The organism is Pseudomonas sp. B21-035 (assembly GCF_024748945.1).
Classification (GTDB): Bacteria; Pseudomonadota; Gammaproteobacteria; order Pseudomonadales; family Pseudomonadaceae; genus Aquipseudomonas.
Genome location: NZ_CP087179.1, coordinates 2,018,825 through 2,036,541, shown reverse-complemented (window position 1 = coordinate 2,036,541; position 17,717 = coordinate 2,018,825). Strand labels below are relative to the sequence as shown.

The 17,717-nt window shown below is 63.6% G+C and carries 18 protein-coding genes and 1 pseudogene; 6 read left to right on the top strand and 13 right to left on the bottom strand.

Features of this window, described 5'->3' with window-relative positions:
- Positions 1-4: 4 nt before the first annotated feature.
- The 3 genes from LOY22_RS09355 to LOY22_RS09345 all read right to left on the bottom strand — a co-directional run bounded on the left by LOY22_RS09355 (position 5) and on the right by LOY22_RS09345 (position 2,505).
- The gene (locus tag LOY22_RS09355) at positions 5-292 is read right to left on the bottom strand and encodes a hypothetical protein (RefSeq protein ID WP_408980948.1); all 288 of its coding nucleotides are present in this window, start codon (positions 290-292) and stop codon (positions 5-7) included.
- A 152-nt stretch (positions 293-444) separates the two neighbouring features.
- Positions 445-1,404, bottom strand: coding sequence for an agmatinase (gene speB, locus LOY22_RS09350; protein ID WP_045201358.1), 960 nt, complete (start codon positions 1,402-1,404; stop codon positions 445-447).
- 21 nt (positions 1,405-1,425) lie between these two features.
- Entirely contained in the window at positions 1,426-2,505 is a 1,080-nt protein-coding gene (locus LOY22_RS09345; protein ID WP_258597184.1) for a polyamine ABC transporter substrate-binding protein, read from the bottom strand.
- A gap of 100 nt (positions 2,506-2,605) precedes the next feature.
- Between LOY22_RS09345 and LOY22_RS09340 the strand changes: the two genes are divergently transcribed.
- Positions 2,606-3,496 carry a LysR family transcriptional regulator gene (locus tag LOY22_RS09340; protein WP_258597182.1) on the top strand — a complete coding sequence of 297 codons (891 nt, stop codon included), beginning with the start codon at positions 2,606-2,608 and terminating at the stop codon, positions 3,494-3,496.
- Between the two features lies 1 nt (position 3,497).
- Here the strand turns inward: LOY22_RS09340 and LOY22_RS09335 are convergent, their stop codons facing one another.
- From LOY22_RS09335 to LOY22_RS09305, 7 genes and pseudogenes are all read right to left on the bottom strand, one after another.
- Positions 3,498-5,933 carry a TonB-dependent receptor gene (locus LOY22_RS09335; RefSeq protein WP_258597180.1) on the bottom strand — a complete coding sequence of 812 codons (2,436 nt, stop codon included), beginning with the start codon at positions 5,931-5,933 and terminating at the stop codon, positions 3,498-3,500.
- A 119-nt stretch (positions 5,934-6,052) separates the two neighbouring features.
- Positions 6,053-6,931, bottom strand: coding sequence for a FecR domain-containing protein (locus LOY22_RS09330; protein ID WP_230090831.1), 879 nt, complete (start codon positions 6,929-6,931; stop codon positions 6,053-6,055).
- Positions 6,932-6,935: 4 nt separating this feature from the next.
- Positions 6,936-7,442: pseudogene (locus LOY22_RS09325) on the bottom strand (RNA polymerase sigma factor); the annotation flags it as partial.
- Between the two features lie 101 nt (positions 7,443-7,543).
- A complete protein-coding gene (locus LOY22_RS09320) occupies positions 7,544-8,476 on the bottom strand; it encodes an SdiA-regulated domain-containing protein (RefSeq protein ID WP_093385003.1) in 933 nt (310 codons plus the stop codon).
- Positions 8,473-9,906, bottom strand: coding sequence for a glycosyltransferase family 39 protein (locus LOY22_RS09315; RefSeq protein ID WP_093385006.1), 1,434 nt, complete (start codon positions 9,904-9,906; stop codon positions 8,473-8,475). Before LOY22_RS09315 ends, LOY22_RS09320 begins: the two co-directional genes overlap by 4 nt.
- On the bottom strand, positions 9,903-10,883 hold the full coding sequence (locus LOY22_RS09310; protein WP_093385010.1) for a glycosyltransferase family 2 protein: 981 nt from the start codon (positions 10,881-10,883) through the stop codon (positions 9,903-9,905). The genes LOY22_RS09315 and LOY22_RS09310 overlap by 4 nt, the downstream gene beginning before the upstream one ends.
- Positions 10,849-11,274: a GtrA family protein gene (locus tag LOY22_RS09305; protein WP_176794280.1), complete on the bottom strand. Its 426-nt coding sequence runs from the start codon at positions 11,272-11,274 to the stop codon at positions 10,849-10,851. Before LOY22_RS09305 ends, LOY22_RS09310 begins: the two co-directional genes overlap by 35 nt.
- A gap of 106 nt (positions 11,275-11,380) precedes the next feature.
- On the opposite strand from LOY22_RS09305, the gene LOY22_RS09300 reads away from it, so the two are divergent.
- The 4 genes from LOY22_RS09300 (at position 11,381) to LOY22_RS09285 (ending at position 14,334) form a co-directional block, all read left to right on the top strand.
- Positions 11,381-11,911: a heme-binding protein gene (locus LOY22_RS09300; protein WP_093385019.1), complete on the top strand. Its 531-nt coding sequence runs from the start codon at positions 11,381-11,383 to the stop codon at positions 11,909-11,911.
- Positions 11,908-12,585, top strand: a complete 678-nt coding sequence (locus LOY22_RS09295) for a response regulator transcription factor (RefSeq protein ID WP_256326751.1) — start codon at positions 11,908-11,910, stop codon at positions 12,583-12,585. Before LOY22_RS09300 ends, LOY22_RS09295 begins: the two co-directional genes overlap by 4 nt.
- Complete coding sequence (locus LOY22_RS09290) at positions 12,530-13,783, top strand: HAMP domain-containing sensor histidine kinase (RefSeq protein ID WP_258597178.1); 1,254 nt, start codon at positions 12,530-12,532, stop codon at positions 13,781-13,783. Before LOY22_RS09295 ends, LOY22_RS09290 begins: the two co-directional genes overlap by 56 nt.
- 74 nt (positions 13,784-13,857) lie before the next feature.
- A complete protein-coding gene (locus LOY22_RS09285) occupies positions 13,858-14,334 on the top strand; it encodes an LEA type 2 family protein (protein WP_258597176.1) in 477 nt (158 codons plus the stop codon).
- Between the two features lie 21 nt (positions 14,335-14,355).
- On the opposite strand, the gene LOY22_RS09280 is transcribed toward LOY22_RS09285, so the two are convergent.
- Positions 14,356-14,610 carry a hypothetical protein gene (locus LOY22_RS09280; RefSeq protein WP_045201352.1) on the bottom strand — a complete coding sequence of 85 codons (255 nt, stop codon included), beginning with the start codon at positions 14,608-14,610 and terminating at the stop codon, positions 14,356-14,358.
- 131 nt (positions 14,611-14,741) lie between these two features.
- Here LOY22_RS09280 and LOY22_RS09275 point away from each other — a divergent pair, with 131 nt between their 5' ends.
- Positions 14,742-15,062 (top strand): YqjD family protein, encoded by a 321-nt coding sequence (locus LOY22_RS09275; protein ID WP_045201351.1) that lies wholly within the window; start codon positions 14,742-14,744, stop codon positions 15,060-15,062.
- A 54-nt stretch (positions 15,063-15,116) separates the two neighbouring features.
- Here LOY22_RS09275 and LOY22_RS09270 read toward each other — a convergent pair whose 3' ends face one another.
- Positions 15,117-15,731: a response regulator transcription factor gene (locus LOY22_RS09270; protein ID WP_093385032.1), complete on the bottom strand. Its 615-nt coding sequence runs from the start codon at positions 15,729-15,731 to the stop codon at positions 15,117-15,119.
- A 1-nt stretch (position 15,732) separates the two neighbouring features.
- Positions 15,733-17,532 (bottom strand): PAS domain S-box protein, encoded by a 1,800-nt coding sequence (locus LOY22_RS09265; protein ID WP_309475570.1) that lies wholly within the window; start codon positions 17,530-17,532, stop codon positions 15,733-15,735.
- Positions 17,533-17,717 lie beyond the last annotated feature (185 nt).

Here is a 17,717-nt window from a genome sequence, read left to right as displayed (position 1 = left end):
TTATTCAGGGTGCGGGCGCGCGCGGCGGCCGGCTGGGTTCCAGGCGCGGGGTGGTCTGTTCGCGGCGGATGTTTTCGCCATTGCCGATACCACGGTTCTCGAGGGTCGGCGGGCGCGGGTTGGGCTGGGTCGACGGGCCGCGCACCGGCGGCGTGGCCGGCACGCTGCCCTGGCGGCTGTTGGGGTTGGCGCGCATGATCGGGCTGTTGTAGGGGTTGTTGTTGCTGGCCGCCAGCTGCAACGGCGCGGCAACAGGCGCCGCCTGCAGCGGCGAGCTCAAGAACAGGGCCATGGCCAGGCCCGTCAGTGATCGGTTCACGGTATTCACCTCCGGCATCACGCGGCGCCGAAAACCTGCGCGCCCAAGCGTTGGATAGCCTAAGGCGCGACAGGTTCGCCGGGAAACCTCGATTTGCCCCGCAGGTGATTCATTTTGTTACCGGATCAGCCATCGACCTTATGCTTCGCGGCGTACAGGCAGAGCATCTCCATGGCCAGGGTGGCCCCAGCCAGGGCGGTGATATCGGCATGGTCATAGGCCGGCGCGACTTCCACCAGGTCCATGCCCACCAGGTTGATGCCGCGCAGCCCACCGAGGATTTCCAGCGCCTGCACCGTGGTCAGGCCGCCACACACCGGGGTGCCGGTGCCGGGCGCGTAGGCCGGGTCCAGGCAGTCGATGTCGAAAGTCAGGTACACCGGTTGCTCGCCAACCCGCTGGCGAATCGCTTCGATGATTGCCTGGGTACCACGTTGATGCACCTGGCGGGCATCGAGCACGGCAAAGCCCTGGGTATCGTCATTGGTGGTGCGCAGGCCGATCTGCACCGAGCGCGCCGGGTCTACCAGGCCTTCGCGGGCCGCGTGCCAGAACATGGTGCCGTGATCGACACGCTGGCCCTCCTCGTCCGGCCAGGTGTCGCTGTGGGCATCAAAATGAATCAGCGCCAGCGGACCGTGTTTGCGTGCATGGGCCTTGAGCAGCGGGTAGCTGATGAAGTGGTCGCCGCCCAGGGTGAGCATGGCGCAGCCGGCTTCGAGAATCTGCTCGGCATGGGCCTGGATGCTTTCGGGCACGGTGTGCGGGCTGCCGTAGTCGAAGTTGCAGTCGCCGTAGTCGATTACCGCCAGGTGCTCGAAGGGGTCGAACTCCCACGGCCAGTGCCGGGCCCAGGCCTGCTGCACCGAGGCGGCACGAATCGCCCGCGGGCCGAAGCGCGCACCCGGGCGGTTACTGGTGGCGGTGTCGAACGGCACGCCGCTAACCACCACATCGACGCCGCGCAAATCGCGGCTGTAGCGCCGGCGCGAGAAGCTGGTGATACCGGCAAAGGTGTTTTCGGCGATGGTGCCGTAGAGGCTGTCGCGGGTAATGGCCTGGTCGTTGTCGGGGGCGAGGTCCATGGTCGGGCTCCTGGTTTGTTGTTATTGGCGGATACGGAAGGTGGTCCACAGGCGGGTGCGCTGGCGCATGTCGGCGAGGCTCATGCTGCGGTCGGCAAACAGCCGCGCGCGTATTTCGGCCGAGGGGTAGATGTCCGGGTCGCCGCGCACCGCTTCATCCACCAGAGGCGTGGCGGCCTGGTTGGCATTGGCGAAGAACAGCGTGTTGGTCAGTGGCGCCACCGAGTCCGGGCGCAACATGAAGGCGATGAAGGCGCGGGCCGCTTCTGGGTGCGGCGCGTCCTTGGGCATGACCAGGTTGTCCTGCCAGATCAGCGTGCCTTCGCGGGGGATGCGGTAGATCACCTGGTACGGCTTGCCGGCCTTGTGCGCCTGGTCGGCGGCCATGGCTGCATCACCGTTGTAGGTCAGCGCCAGGCACACACTGCCGTTGGCCAGGTCGTTGATCTGCCGGCCGTTGGCGACGTAGCTGATCGACGGCTGCAGTTGCTTGAGCAGCGCCTGGGCGGCCGCCAGGTCGTCCTTGTCACGGCTGTAGGGATCCTTGCCAAGGTAATGCAGGGCGACGCCGATCACCTCCTGAGGCGAGTCGGACATGGCAATCCCGCAATCCTTGAGCTTGCTGGCGTACTCGGGCTTGAACAACAGGTCGAGGCTGTCCAGCGGCACATCACCCAGGCGTTGGCGCACCGCCTCAAGGTTCATGCCCAGGCCGAGGGTGCCCCAGGTGTAGGGCACGGCGTACTGGTTGCCAGGGTCGACCTCGGCCAGCTTGGCCAGCAGGTCCGGATCGAGGTTGGCGTAGCCGGGCATGGCCTGGGCGTGCAGCGGCTGCAAGGCACCTGCGGTCAGGGCGCGGGCCAACAGGCTGGCGGACGGCACCACCACGTCATAACCACTGCCACCGGTGAGCAACTTGGTTTCCAGCACTTCGGTGGTGTCGAAGGTGTCGTAGCGCACCTTGTAGCCGGTTTCTTGCTCGAAGCGCTGCAAGGTCTCGGGCGCGACGTAGTCGGCCCAGCTGTACAGGTTGAGGACTTTTTCCTCGGCCTGCACCGGCAAGGCCAGGGCCAGGGACAACAACCACAGGGATGTACGCATGTCGGGCACCTTTGTCAGTGGATGCCGCCAGCATGCCTGCCGGGTTACATTACTAAAATGGCAAGTCAGTTAACCTGACATTCATCAGGAGCAATGTTTGATGCTGGGACAACTGCACGACCTCGACCTGCACCTGCTGCGGCTGTTCGTCACTGTAGTCGAGGCCGGCGGCTTCAGCGCCGCCCAGGGCGTGCTGGGTTTGAGCCAGCCGAGCATCAGCCAGCAGATGGCGCGCCTGGAAACCCGCCTGGGCTATCGCCTGTGCCGCCGCGGCAAGGGCGGCTTTGGCCTGACCGCAAAGGGTGAAGTGCTGCTCAAGGCCACCCGCGAACTGCTGGTGCAGATCGAGGCGTTTCGGCATCAGGCCAACGGCGTCGCCGGACGCTTGCTCGGCGAGGTGCGCATCGGCATTTCCGAGGCCCAGGAAAGTATCGTGACCTTGCGCCTGGCGCGGGCCATCGAGCGTTTTCGCCAGCGTGACGAGGCGGTGCGCCTGGAGTTGGTCAGCGCCATGCCAGCCGACCTTGAGCGCCAGCTGTTGCAGCAGCGTCTGGACCTGGCCATCGGCTATTTTTCCGGCAAGCAGGCAGCGTTCGATTACACGCCGTTGTTCGAAGAAAACCAGCGCCTGTACTGCGCCAGCCATCATCCGCTGGCCGAGCAAACCGAGGTCAACCTGGCGGCCTTGCAACAGGCCGACCAGGTCGAACACCCCTACCGCTTCCAGAGCCGCCAGGAACCCTTTGACGGCACCAGCGGCGCGGCCCGTTCCGAGCAGGTCGAAGGCGCGCTGGCCTTCATCCTCTCCGGCCGGCACATCGGTTATCTGCCCTGCCACTACGCCGAGCCCTGGGTCGCGCGCGGCCTGTTGCAGGCTCTGGACCCGGCGCTGGATTTCGCCGTGCCGTTCGTGCTGGTGCGCCACCGCGCCCAGGTGGCCAGTGATGCCGAGCAGGCCTTCGCAGCCGACCTGCTGGCCGCCTTCGCCTGACTCAGTAGGCCAGCGACCAGGTCAGGGTGTAGGTGCGGCCACGGCCCTGGTAGTCATAGAGATAGGCCGGGCCATAGGTCGGCGAATAGAACAGCGTCGCGCGCTGGCCCCAGACGGTGCTGTACTGCTTGTCGAGCAGGTTCTGGATACCGGCGCTGAAGGTGCCGAAACCGGTGTCCTGGCTACCCAGCAGGTCGAAGGTGGTGTAGCCGCTGATCGTGTGATCGGCATCGTCCTTGAGGGTGAAGGCGTGGTTTGCCTGCAAACGGGCGCTGCGGCCATCGCCCTTCCAGCCGACGAAGGCGGTGGACTTGGACAGCGACGCATAGCGGGCATCGCGCTTGATCCAGTCGCCGTCTTTGTCTTGCTCTTGCGAGCGCACCAGGTGCAGGGTGCTACCGGCTTCCCAGCCGCTTTCGAAGTGACGGGTCAACGCGCCTTCAAAGCCGAAATCGCGGCTTTTCTGCTCTTCGACATTGATGGTCAAAGTGGCCATGTCGGTGGTGATGATCTTGTCCGACCAGATGTAGTACACCGCGGCCTGGGCGTCCCAGTCCAAGTCGGCATAGCGCCAGCCCAGCTCCACTTGGCGGCTCTTGATCCCGGCCAGCGGGTTGTCCTCGACGCTCAGACCCGGCTTGCCGTAGTACTTGGCCGGGTCCGGCAGGTCGAAGCCTTCGCCGTAGTTGCTCCAGACCTGGTGACCGTTCTTGAAGTCGTAGATGGCGCCGAAGTTGAACAGGTTGACCTGGTAGTCGTTGTTGCCGCCGGGCACGTTCTTGAAGTCGCCGACATCGACGTCCATCTGCTGGCGCCGGGCGCCACCGGAAAAGGTCAGGTTATCGGTGGCCTTCCAGTCCAGCTGGGCGTAGGCCGAGATGCCGTCGACCCGGTAGCTGGGGTAGCGTGCTGCCTTGCTGGCTTCATCCAGGTCCAGGCCACCGCTTTCGGACGACGTCAGGGCATTGAAGGTGGTCTGGTCGGCGTTGAAACGCTCGCGGTCCAGGTCCACACCGTAGGTCAGCTTGAGGCTGTCCCACTGCTTGGCGAACAGCGCCTTGAGGCTGCTGACTTCGAAGTTCTGCTGCGAGGCGGCAAAGTACACGCCTTTGGAGCCCGCCGGTTTGCCGGTGTTGTAGTACGGGAACGGGTAGAAGTTGTCGTCTTCCTTGCGGTACGAGGCCTGCAGGTAGAAGTCCTGGCCGAGCACATCGCTGTGGTGGTAGTTGGCGTTGAGCAGCAGGCGCTTGGTGCGCGGCTCAAGATCGGTGGAGTAGCCGCCGCGCAGTTCGGCGTCTTCCAGATCCGACGGGCCGTTGTAGTTCAGGTTGGGAAAGTAGATACCGGTGCTGCCGTGGTTGCCCGAGTCGTAGTACTGGGCCAGCAGGTCGAGGCTCTGCTCGTCGTTGAACTTCAGGCCCAGGCTGCCAAGCACGTCGATGGTGCGGTTGTACTGCAGGTCGGTCTGGGTGTTGTCGATGAAGATCTGCTCGCCGGCGCCGTCGTAGAAGGCTTCGTTCTGCTCGGCAGACACACCCAGGCGCGCATTGATGCGCTCGTTGCCGCCGCTGATCGACTGGGCGATGCGGGTCGACAGGTCGTCGCTGTTGTTGAAGCCGCTGCTGGCACCCAGCTGGGTTTCAAAGCGCGCCGGGCCTGCTTCGCCCTTCTTGGTGACGATATTGATGATGCCGCCGGTGGCGCCGCCGCCGTAGATGGCACTGGCCCCGGAGAGCACTTCGACGCGCTCGACGTTGAACGGCGAGATGCTGTCAAACTGGCGCGACAAACCCCGCGAGCTGTTCTGGCTGACGCCGTCGATCATCACCAGGACATTGCGCCCGCGCATGTTCTGCCCGTAGTTGGTACGCCCTTCCGGCGCCAGGTCCAGACCCGGGACCAGCTTGCCGATAGCTTCCTTGAGGCTGACGCCGCTGTCGATCTGCTCACGCAGTTGCTGCTGGTCGACCACCCAGACAGTACCGGGGATTTCGCTGATCGAAGTGCTGGTACGCGAGGCGACGCTGACTTCGATGGGCTTGAGGCTGACGCTTTGCGCCGCCGCGCTCTTGCGCAGGATCACCGTATTCTGCGCGCTGAACTGCCAGCTCATGCCGCTGCCGGCCAGCAGGCTCTGCAAGGCCTGGGCAATGCTGTAACGGCCCTGGAGCGCCGGGCTTTGCCGGCCCGCCACATCCTGGCTGGTGAACAACAGGTGCAGGCCGGCCTGGTCGGCGAAGGCGGTCAGTGCCTGGTCGAGGTTCTGCGCAGGCAAGTCCAGGGATACTTCACGCTCCTGCTGGGTGCTGGCGGCTTTTACCGGGGCGGCGGCGTGCACCTGCAGGGTGCCGAGCAACGCGGCGACGGCGGTCGAGGCCAGCAGGACGTGTTTGAAATAACCGGTGGAACGGGCGATTGGCTTGAGCGGACCCTTCACTGTTTTCTTCCAGGCAAATGGTTGTAAATGAGAATGGATTGCTGATCAGTCTCACTACGACGATTGGGCGAAGAAGAACTTGCAGTGGGAATTCGAAAATATTTTTTCAGTACTGCGGGTCAGTACACCACAGCCAGCCACGGCAAGTAGGTAACCTTCAGCGCATAGCGCTGTTCAAGGGTGCGCAACAAGCCTTCAGGGTCGTTCAGGTCAAACACCCCGCTGACCTGCAGCGCCGCCAGTTGCTGATCCGACAGCACGATGCGCCCGTGCTGATAACGCTCAAGTTCGGCCAGCACTTCGCGCAGCGGCTTGCCGTTGAAGATCAGCTTGCCGCGCTGCCAGGCGGTTTGCGCGCGGGCGTCGGGTGAGGTTTCCAGCACCTGCCCGCCTACCTGCGCCTGGCCCTGGGCTACCACCACGCGATTGCGCACGCCATCACGGCGCACACTGAACACCGCAGCGCTGCCCTGCACCGGCTCGGCGCCGGCATCGACCACGAACGGCCGCGGGTCGGCAGCAGGCTCGAACAAGGCCTCGCCGGCCTTGAGCAGCACGCGGCGCTCACCACTGCTGAATTCCACCGACAGCGCACTGCCACTGTTGAGGGTGACCTGCGAGCCATCGGCAAGGGTGATGCGCTGCTGCTGGCCCACCCCGGTGTGGTAGTCGGCAAGCAGGGCCGGCGCCTGCTGCACACCGCCATAGCCGACCAGCGCCAACACCAGCGAGGCGGCCACGGCCGAGCCCCAGCGCCGCCAACGTGGCGCCGGCGCGGCTACTTCTGCCGCCGCCCGGGTCTGCCCCAGGTCTGCCCACAGTGCCTCAGCTTCACCCGCAGCCTCGGCATGCGCCGGGCTCAGCGCACACCAGCGCTGGTAGCGTTGGCGGTCAGCGGCGCTGGCGTTGCCCGAATGCAGCAGCACCTGCCAGTCGAGGGCATCATCGGACAAATCGCTGATCGGTTGCGGCGCAGGCATGGCGTAGGCGTCAGTCATGGTTGTGTTTGAGCCAGTCGCGGCAATGGCGCAGGGCCTGGCCGATGTATTTTGCCACCATGCTCTCGGAAACGCCCAGCCGTTGTGCAATCTGCGCCTGGGTCAGGCCTTCGACGCGGTTGAGCAGCAAGGCCTGACGGGCGTTGGCCGACAGTTGCAGCAAGGCTTCATCGAGCAGCTCCAGGCGCTCACTGGCGAGCAACGCAGCTTCCGGTGCCGGCGCCGGGCATGGCACCTGACGCGCCGCTTCGCTGTCGTCGAGGCTGCTGCTCATGCGTTGTTCGCGGCGCAAGGTATCGATGGCCAGGTTGCCGGCCACGCGAAAGATGAAGCTGCGTGCATGCAGCACCGGCAGGTCCTGCTGCTCGATCTTCACCAGTTTCAGGTAGGTTTCCTGGGCGACGTCGGCGGCCCGCTGGCGGTCGCTCATGCGCCGGGTCAGGAACTGCAGCAGGTCATCGTAATGTTCCTGGAAGCTTGCAAGCAGCCCGGACACGGGAGACGTCAACATGGAAAATGTGAGTGCCAGTAAGAGGAATTATCGGACGTTAATGAGAAACAGTATCTTTCAAAACCTGCTGGACTTTCAACGTCAAACTCCGCTCCACCTGGCTAGTCCGCCAACTGATAGCGATAGAGCAGATTCGGCTCGCTGACGATCAGCAACTGCCGCTGCGGCCCCAGTGTCACCCCTTCGGCTTGCGGCACACTATGGTCGAGGCCATTGAAGCCACCTTCCAGGTCCATGAAGCTTATCGGCGCATAGCCGCTATCGACTTCAGCCAGCAAGCGCGATTGATCACTGAGCACCAGCAGGTGCCGAGTGTGCAGGTCATAGTGCATGGCCGATATATCGTCCATGCGCAGGCGCTGCACGCCAAGCGCCGAAACCGCAGCCTGGTAGCTGACTGAAGCTTCCGGCTGCACCACGCCAGCCACCTCGAACAGACGCACCGGGCGTTGCTCGCGTGAAGCGAACAGCACCTGGCTGCTCGGGTCGAACGCCATGCCTTCCAGGCCACGGTTGTTGTCGGCCCGATCGGCAATACTCAGGGTGGCCAGTTCACTGCGCACAATCGGCCTGTCCAACTGCGCGATCGGGACCGTCACTACGCTCTGGCGCCGCTCTTCACCGATCAACAGGTGCCCCTTGCCGTCATAGGCCAGCGCCTCTGGATCTTCAAACTCGTGCAGTTCATGGCGCGCTTTGAGCGCGAAGTCCTCGGTGTACTCGTAGAGTTGCGCCGGGCTGTTGACCACTACGAAATAGCTGCGCCGCTCAGCGACGTAGACGATATCCGAGGCATTGGCTTCGATACCGGGCAACTGCAACCGCTGGGCAAACCGATAATCCGGCAGCCAGATACTGCGCTGGCGAACCTGAACCGGGGTAATACGTTCTTGCCACAACTGGCCCAGGGCGTCATCAGCTTCGAACAACGCCAGTACCGTCATGACCAAAGCGATCAGGCTCGCCACCCAGATCAATGGGTAACGTCGAAATGTCAGCCAGTGAAATGCTAATACAGCGGTGAAACGGCTCATGAATGGGGATTTCCGGTAGCGAGGAATGAAAGCGACTCAGGCAAAGGTTGGCAGCGCAGCAGCAGGCTGGCGTTGGCCTGGGCCAGTTCGGTGCAGTCCAGCGCAGCGGGCAGCGCTGAATCCAGATCGCGCAAGCGTCGGGCCAGGTAAAACACCCTGCCGGTCGGCAGTTGGCCCAGCGCATCGATCCGGCGGGCCTTGCCGGCGCTATAGAACTCAGCTGAATACGAGCGGCGCCCCAGGTAGAACAGCGGGCCCGGCTGGCCGACATTTGCACGCTGCCAGGTCAGCACCAGATCACGCTGGTTCTGTGGACGCTGTTCCAGGCTGCCCTCAAGCAGCAGCAGCAGGGCAAGCACCGGCAAAATCAAGGCAAAGCCGCCGACGAATGCTCGGCGCGACAAGCGCCAGCGAGTCAGGCCCTCAGCCAGCAGCAAGGCCCAGGCCGGCAGGGCTGGTAATACATAGGTCCAGAGAATGTTGCCGGCCAGGCTGAAAAACACAGGCGTAGCCAATGCCCAACACCACAGAAATCCTTGCAACGCCCTGCCCTCGCCCGCGCTGCGCCGCCAAAACAGCAGCGGTAACAGCAGGCTCCAGGGAAACAAGGCACCCAGCAGATACAACCAGATGGTTCCCATCGGTTTGGCGTGGGCATTACCGTACAGGTCACCGCTCCACTCGCTGATGACGTAGCGCTTCCAGTGCTCCCCCAGCAGAAAATAATCGAGAAAGCCCGGGCTTTTCAGCTCCGCCAGGACATACCAGGGTATGGCCACGAGCGACATCAACAGCAAACCGCTGAACCACGGCAGTCGCCACAGTTGCCGCCACTGCTGCTGGTAGGCGACCCAGGCCAGCGCCGGCAAAGCGAATAGCACCAGCACCAGCGGCCCCTTGGCCAGTAAGCCTAACCCCAGCCCGATAAAGCCAAGTCGTGCGGCACTACGCTCGGCATGAACGATGCCGTACCAGAACCCCAGATACGCCAACAGCAGCCCCAGGCTCAACGCTGGATCGGTCAGCACCACGCCACTGACAATCAGCCCGAGGGTACAACTGGAATAGATGATCGCCGCCAGCAGCCCCACCGCCAGGCTGCGCTCGCGACGGCCCAGATGGATGATCAGCAGGCAACTGACCAGGTGCATCAACCAGGCCGGCAAACGCAAGGCAAACTCATTGATGCCCAGCCAGTGCATGCTCAATGCCTGGGTCCAGAACGACAGCGGCGGCTTGCCCCAGAAGGGTACGCCGTAGTCGAACATCGGCGTGATCCAGTCATTGAGCTCAAGCATCTTGCGCGCCATCTCGCCATAACGTGCTTCGGACGTATCCATCAATGGATACACGCCCAGACCGGCCAGGCGCAACGAGAGAATCAAGCCCAGCACCGTCCACAGTACCGAGACCCGCAGCGACCCGTTCATGCCTGCCTCCGGTGCTCGAAGGGACGTGACACCGGCGGTTTTGCCGTTGCCTGAGTATCGCCCTGCAGCAGGTAGTGCGGACGCCGCTTGACCTCGAACAAGGTCGCACCGAGGTACTCGCCCACCATGGCCACACCAAGACAGAGAAAGCCGCCCACCCCCAATAGCAGATGCACCGGGGAGAAACTGCCAGCGATCAGTGCAGCCAGCATCCAGCCCAGGCACACCAGCAAAATCACCAGGCTGGCGACGCTGTACCAGCGCAGCGGCTTGCGCGAAAACGCCAACGCCCCTTCGAGCGCCAGGTTCAACAACGCAGGATAGTCCCACTTGCTAGTGCCGGCGGCTCGGGCCACACGCTCATACGGCAGTTCGATGGTACGAAATCCGACCCAGCCGACCAGGCCCTTGAACAGCCCTACACGCTCGTTCATCGCCCGCAAGGCGGCCAGTGGCGCCGGGCCGATCAGACGAAAATCGCTGACTTCAGCCGGTAGCTGGCCGCGCCCGACCAGATGGCGCATGATCCGGTAATACATCCCCGCCGTGAACTTCTTCACCCACGAATCACCGTCACGCCGCGAACGCTGCATGTTGACTACGTCATAACCCTGCAGCCAGTGCTCGACCATCAGCGCGATCAGCTCCGGCGGATCCTGCAGGTCGGCGTCGATGAACACCACAGCCTGGCCGCGGGCATGGTCGAGGCCCGCGCGCAAGGCGGCCTCCTTGCCGAAGTTGCGGCTCAGGTGCAGACAGCGCACACCAGGCTGTTGCTCAAACGTACGCAACAGTACGAGGGAGCCGTCACTGCTGCCATCGTTGATGTACAGCAATTCGCAAGACACCGGCAGGCGCTTGATCAGAACGTCAATGCGTTGATGAAAAGCCTGCAAAACCTGTTCTTCCTGATAACAGGGAACAATGATGCTCAGGTGCGGTTCAACGCCCAAAGGTGGCTGGGGCAAGGTCAGCATGGTGGTAAGTCCAATGACGGTGAATGAAAAACCCAAGTACGGCCAGACTGGCCGTGGTCAGCGCCTGGGCAAGCAGTGGGTGGGTTGCTAGGCAATCGAGCATCAGCCACATCGCCAGGGCATTGAGGCCGTTGTGCAGCAAGGCAACGCAGACAAAGCGCAGCGGTTGCAGGGCTTTACCGTCGCGATGGGTAAAGCAGTACCGGCGGTTGAGCCAAAAACTCAACAACGCGCCCAGGCAAGCGCCGCAGACACTGCCCCACCAAGGCTGATCAAGGCTCAGGCCGAGGAGGAACAGCAGTTGGTGAGCCAGGGTCGCTACAGTGCCGACGCCCAAGTAGCGAGTCAGGCTGCGAAGCAAGGCTGATTGGTAGCGAATGCAAGTGTTCATGGCCGCCATGCTAGGGAGGCGAAGGTGAACTCCATGTCACCGCAGATCACATCTGTGTCACGCCCGCTTCGCTAGGTTGCGTGCTCCGCTTTCAGAGGAGAATGCGATGAAGCGATCCAGCACTGTCCTGTGCCTTGGCATGTTTTCGTTGATCAGCGCCTGCCAGGCCCGCCCAATGAGCCACACGCCAGCGACCCTGGGTTTCGAGGACGCCCTGAATCTGGCTATCAGCGCCCGGCAAGCCTGTGCTCATCAAGGCTTTGCCGTGGCTGTCAGCGTGGTCGACCGCCAGGCCCAGCCGCTGGTGTTGCTGGTGTCCGACGACGCCTTTGCCCACTCCCGTCAGACCAGCGAACGCAAGGCGCGCACCGCCGCCTCGCGGCGAGCGTCAACGTCCACCATCGCTAACGCCAACGACCACGAACAGAGCCTGAGCCTGGCCTTCCACGCCATCGGTCTGACCACCTTGAGTGGCGGCGTGCCAGTGTTGCTCGATAACCAGGTGATCGGCGCAGTTGGCATAGCCGGGGCGCCGGGGCAGAATGCCCTGGGCCAGGACTTCGACAGCCTTTGTGCCGAAGCCGGCATCAAGGCAATTGGGGCGCAATGGACGGTCAACACGGAAACCGGACAATGATTGAGATACTTCTGGTCGAAGACGACCGCACCCTGGCCGGTTCGTTGGCCGACTACCTGAGCGAAGTCGGCTTTGACATCGATTTTGCCTTCAATGGCCAAACCTGCCTGGAGCGCACCCTGCAGCAGCGCTATGACGCCATCGTCATGGACGTGACCATGCCCGGGCTCGATGGTCTGCGCGCCTGCAAGGCATTGCGCAAGCGCCAGGACCAGACGCCAATCCTGTTTCTTACTGCACGCGATGCCCTGGCCGACAAGCTCGACGGCTATGAGGCCGGCGCCGATGACTACCTGATCAAGCCGTTCGAGCCCCAGGAGCTGGTGTGCCGCCTGCATGCGCTGCTGCGTCGCGGCAAACTGCCTTCCCACGCCGAACAGCTACAGTGCGGCGAGCTGCTGATCGACCTCAAGCGTCAGATGGTTTACCGCCAAGGTATCGCCATCGAGCTACAGGAAGTGCCGATCCGCCTGCTTTCACTGCTGGCCGAAGCAGCGCCTGACGCCGTCAGTCGCAAGAAACTGGAAAATGCCCTGTGGCCTGACGAGTTGCCCGAGAGTGACCCGCTACGCAGCCATATCTATCGCCTGCGCCAGGCCCTGGACCGGCCATTCGAGCGTGAGCTGGTCAAAACCGTTCACGGAAAAGGTTATCGCCTTGCTATTCCCGACTAGATCGTTCTTCGCCCGCGCGCTCTATACCCTGCTGCCCTTTACGGTGATCGTCGCCGTGCTTTACAGCCTGCTGGTCTGGACTTCGATCACAGTCACAGAAGACCATATCGTCAACAGTTACCTGGATCGTGAGGTGGCGCGCTTTCAGCAAAACCATGCAAGCGCCCCGGACCAAGCCCAGTTGCCCGCCACCAGCTACCTGCACAGTTACTGGGGCAACGACAAAAGCCTGCCGGATGCCTATCGCGAACTGCCGTTGGGGCGCCATGAACTGGACGATGAACGTACCCACGTACAGGTCATCTACCTGCCAACGGCCGGACAGAACCTCTACATCGAACTGGACGAGTCGCAGCTCAGCTCCCTGGATCGACATGCCAACCTGTTGTTCAGTATCCTTTGGGGAGTGGCTGGGCTGGTGATCATTGCCGGCGCGCTGTTGGCGGTCATCGGTGCCCGCCACCTCGCCGCACCGGTCACGCAATTGGCCGATGCCGTAAGTCGGGGTTGGCAGCCGGACACTCAACTGCCCGGACATGAACGCCACGATGAAGTCGGCACCCTCAGCCGCGCGCTGTCGCAGTTGGTTGAACGCCTGCACTGTGCGCTTGAGCGTGAACGCGCCTTTACCCGCCACACCAGTCACGAACTGCGCACGCCACTGGCAGTGATGCGCAACAGCCTGGCGGTCTTGCGCCTGACCGGCTGCAGCGAAGAAAAACGCGCGCGCAACCTGGCCCGCCTTGAGCAGGCCAGCGGCGAGATGGAAACCATGGTGCAGCTGTTCCTCTATCTGGGCCGCGAAGATGAACGCATGCCAGCGCAGGCCGTGGCCTTGCGAGCGTTGCTGGAAGCGTGCGAGCACAAACACGCCGGGTTGATCGCCAGCAAGCACCAAGCCGTCGTCATGCACGTCGACCCGCGCCTGTGCATCGAAGCGCCCCCCAGTGTCTTGCAAGTGCTGGTCAACAACCTGATTGGCAATGCCCTGCAGCATGGCGCGCGCTACCTGTACATCGAAGCCGAGGCCAGTCACCTGCAGTTGGTAAACGGCCTGGGTGACGAACACACTGCGTTGTCGGGTTTCGGCTATGGCCTGGATATTGTGCAACGCCTTTGCGCCTATTGCGGCTGGCGCCTGAGCACCCGGCGCGAAGACGATCGCTTTATTGCTAGGGTGGACTTTCACCGCGCCTGATCAGCAGCGAGTGCCCTGACCGGCCAAAGCCTGTCTATGATGGGCTCGAACTGTTCACCTCAAGGACTGCCCGAATGAGCCATACCTTGCGCCTGTGTATAGCTTTAATGCTGACCTTCACCCTGAACGCCTGCGCCCTGTTGCAGCCCCGCGACCCGGTGAACATCAGCGTGATCGGCATCGAGCCCCTGCCCGGCCAGGACCTGGAACTGCGCATGGCGGTGAAGATCCGTGTGCAGAACCCCAACGAAACCGCAATCGACTACAACGGCATCGCCCTCAACCTTGAGGTCAATGGCCAGCCGCTGGCGGCCGGTGTCAGCGATCGCAGTGGCAGCATCGGGCGTTTCAGCGAGCAGGTACTGGTAGTGCCGGTGAGCATCACCGCGTTCTCGGTGCTGCGCCAGGCCGTGGGCCTGAGCCAGGTGCGCAGCCTCGATGGCCTGCCGTACACGGTGCGCGGCAAACTGGCCGGTGGCGCCTTCGGGACCCGGCGCTTCAGTGACAGCGGCCGGCTCAACCTGCCACAGCCAGCCAACGCCACCTGGTGATGGCGTGATGGGCCCGGGGGCTTACTTGGCCGCGGCCATCAGCTTGTTGACTTCACTGCGGACCATGTTGGCGTACTCGGGCGGCGACATGCCGTCCAGCTCTGCCCGCACCCATTCGGCCCACTTGCCCTTGCGCCGCGGCTTTTCGGCGATGATTCGCGCCGCATCGGCCTTGGCCTTGCCCAGGTTGGTCTGCCAGAGCTCGAACAGGCGTGCTTTCTCGTCCTCGATCTGCGCCCGTTCGGCGAAGCTCTTGTTGGCCAGATTGAAACTCATGAGGGGTGTCCTGCCGCTAGAAAATAGGCGCTATCTTACACTGTAGCCGCCGATGCCCGGCAAACCGCTGCAACTTTCAGCGCCCGCCGGCATCCACTGTTCAATGCCCATCAACTGACGAGGAAGCACCCATGGCCAGGAAAACCACCGTGCAAAGCGATGCCGAGCAAATCAAGGACCAGGCGTTCAGTGAGCTGCAGGCGTTGATCGAGGAGTCGGAAAAACTGCTCAGCGAAAGCGCCGCGCTGGTTGGCGAAGAAGCCGAAACCCTGCGCGCCCAGGTCGGACTGAAACTGAAACAGGCCCGCGACGCGGTCACTGGCGTGCGCAGCAAGGCGCAGCCGGTGGTCGAGGCCACCCAGGACTACATCGGCGGCCATCCGTGGCAGACGGTAGCGATTTCGGCAGGCTTTGGCCTGGTGGTCGGTTTGCTGCTGGGGCGCAGGCCATAAACGCATCGCAGGTCCTGCTCGCTCCTGTAAGAGCAGGCAGGACCTGCGATGAACTCAACGCAAACTCAACGGCTGCACCAGCCCACAGGCAATCGCCATGCCCACCAGCGCCGGCAAATGCTCGGCCTGCATGCGCTTCATGACCCGCGAGCGATAGAGGTCGACGGTCTTCACGCTGACCTGCAACTGCTCGGCAATTTCCCGATTGGTAAAACCCCGCACCAACGGCAGGAACACATCGCGCTCACGGGGCGTGAGGCTGTCGATGCGCGCCTGCACCGCTTCCAGCGGCCCGGCATGACGCGCCTGGCCAAGGGCGGCCTGAACGCTGTCGAGCAGTAGTTGGTCGTTGTAGGGTTTCTCGATGAAATCGCAGGCCCCGGCCTTGAAGGCGCGCACCACGATCGGCACATCGGCATGGCCGCTGACGAAGATTACCGGCAAATCGATGCCGCGGGCGCGCAGCGCTTCCTGCACGCTCAAACCGCCCATGCCCGGCATGCGCACATCCAGCAGCACGCACGCCGGCCGATGGCTGTCGCAAGCGTCAAGAAAGGCCTGGCCACTGGTGAACGGCAGCGCCTGCAAGCCCACCGACTCGAGCAACCACAGGGTCGAATCGAGCATGCCCTGGTCATCGTCGACCACATACACCCGCGGTTCCTGCATATCACTCCCCACTGTTGGCCACCGGCGCCAGCCGGCAGCACAAGATCAATCCGCCCGCCTCACCAGGCTGGGCCTGCAAGGTGCCACCAAAACCTTCGATGATACTGCGGCTCATGCTCAAGCCCAGCCCCAGGCCGTCCGCCTTGCTGGTGTTGAACGGCGTGAAGATACCGTCCAGGCGCTCGGCCGCCACCCCCGGGCCCTGGTCGCTGACGCGGATCGCCAGCCAACCGGCCTCAAGCTTGGCGCTGAGCAGGATACCCGAGGCCCGGCCGTTGTGCTGTTCGCGATTGGCATCGATGGCGTTGCGCAACAGGTTGAGCAGTACCTGTTCGAGCAGCACCCGGTCGGCGTACACCGCGGGCAGCCCGGCGACCACGCGCTGCTCGATGCTCACCTGGTCGCGGCTGGCTTCCCAGTCGCACAGGCGCACCGCTTCGGCCACGACATCGGCAATCTCCAGGGCTTGCAAGCGCCGCGGTTCCTTGCGCAGGAAGGCGCGCAAGCGCTTGATCACCTCGGCGGCATGGGTCGCCTGTTCGTTGATGCGCTGCAAGCCCTGGGCGACCCGTTGCGCCGCCTGTGGGTCGCGCTCAACAGCTTGCAGGTAGCGCAGGCTGGCGCTGGCGTAATTGACCACCGCCGCCAGCGGCTGGTTGATTTCATGGGCGATCCCCGAAGCCAGTTCACCGAGGGTGATCAGCCGGGCGCTGTGGGCCAGTTCGTCCTGATGGCGGCGCTGCTGGTTTTCGCGCAGTTCCCGCTCGGTCATGTCGCGGGCCACCAGCGAGTAGTAGCGCTCGCCACCGGCAGCGCGATGGGCCAGCAGCACCAGCGATACCGGGAACGCCGCGCCGCCCTGATGCGGCACCAGCCGCGCCTCGGCCTGCCACACGCCCTGCTGCTCGGCGCGCTGCCAGCCTTCGCTGTGCAGGCGTTGCTGCAGAGCTGGGTCGAGCAAGGCCTGCAAGCCGGGCAGCGGCTCGACCTCCTGCAGCCCCAGGGCCCGGCGCGCCGAACGGTTGAGGTAGCTGAGGCGGCCGTCGCGGTCGCTGAACAGCACCAGGTCAGTGTTGGCTTCGACCACCTCGGCCAGGCGCCGGCGGTTTTCCTGGGCCTCGATGCGCACGCTGATGTCGCGCGAGACGCTGACAATTTCCACCACCGCGCCAGTGTAGGTTTCGCGGATGGCGCGGCTGGCGATCTCGAACCACAGGTAACGGCCATCACGGTGGCGCACCCGCCAGGTCATGGTCTGGTAGCCGTCCTGCTCCAGCGCCTGGGACGCCTGCAACAGCGCTTGCCGGCGATCCTGCGGGTGAAACAGCGACTGCACCGGCACCCCGCGCAGCTCCTCTGGCCAGTAACCGAGCAGGCGCAAGGCGGCAGGCGAAGCATCGATAAAGCGGCCATCGGGCGTGTGCCGGGAAATCAGGTCGGTGGTGTTCTCGGTGATCAACCGGTACAGGCGCCGGGCCTGGCTGGCGTCGCGCTCGCCCTGGCGCTCCGGGGTGGCGTCGCGGCAACGCGCCAGCACTTGCTGGCCGGCGTCATCGGGGATGAAGGTCCAGAGCAGAATCTGCCCGGCCACCTGCGCCTCGACCTCGCTGATCGCCCGCCCCTGCTCCAGGCAAGCGCGTACCAGGGCCCGGTAGTTGCTCGGTAGCCAGCGCTCGACGTCACGCTCGGGGCCCATCAAGGCCTGCAAGGCTGGATTGCTGGTCAGCAGACGAGCCTCGGCATCCAGCAACAGGCTCGGTTGCGGGTCCTTGGCCAGCAGCAGGGAAAACGAAGTATCCAAAAACGGTGCCTCTGGGCTTTTATAGTATTTATACCATATTGCTATAGTCTATCTTCCAGTTACCATAGCCATTCGCGTAAAACTTGCGACAGCGGAAGGGCCTGCCCTTCACGACACCTGAACAGAGCTAACAATCAGCCATCGGGGGTTTCAGTTCGCCAATGGGCGGCTGCCTCCTGCACAGG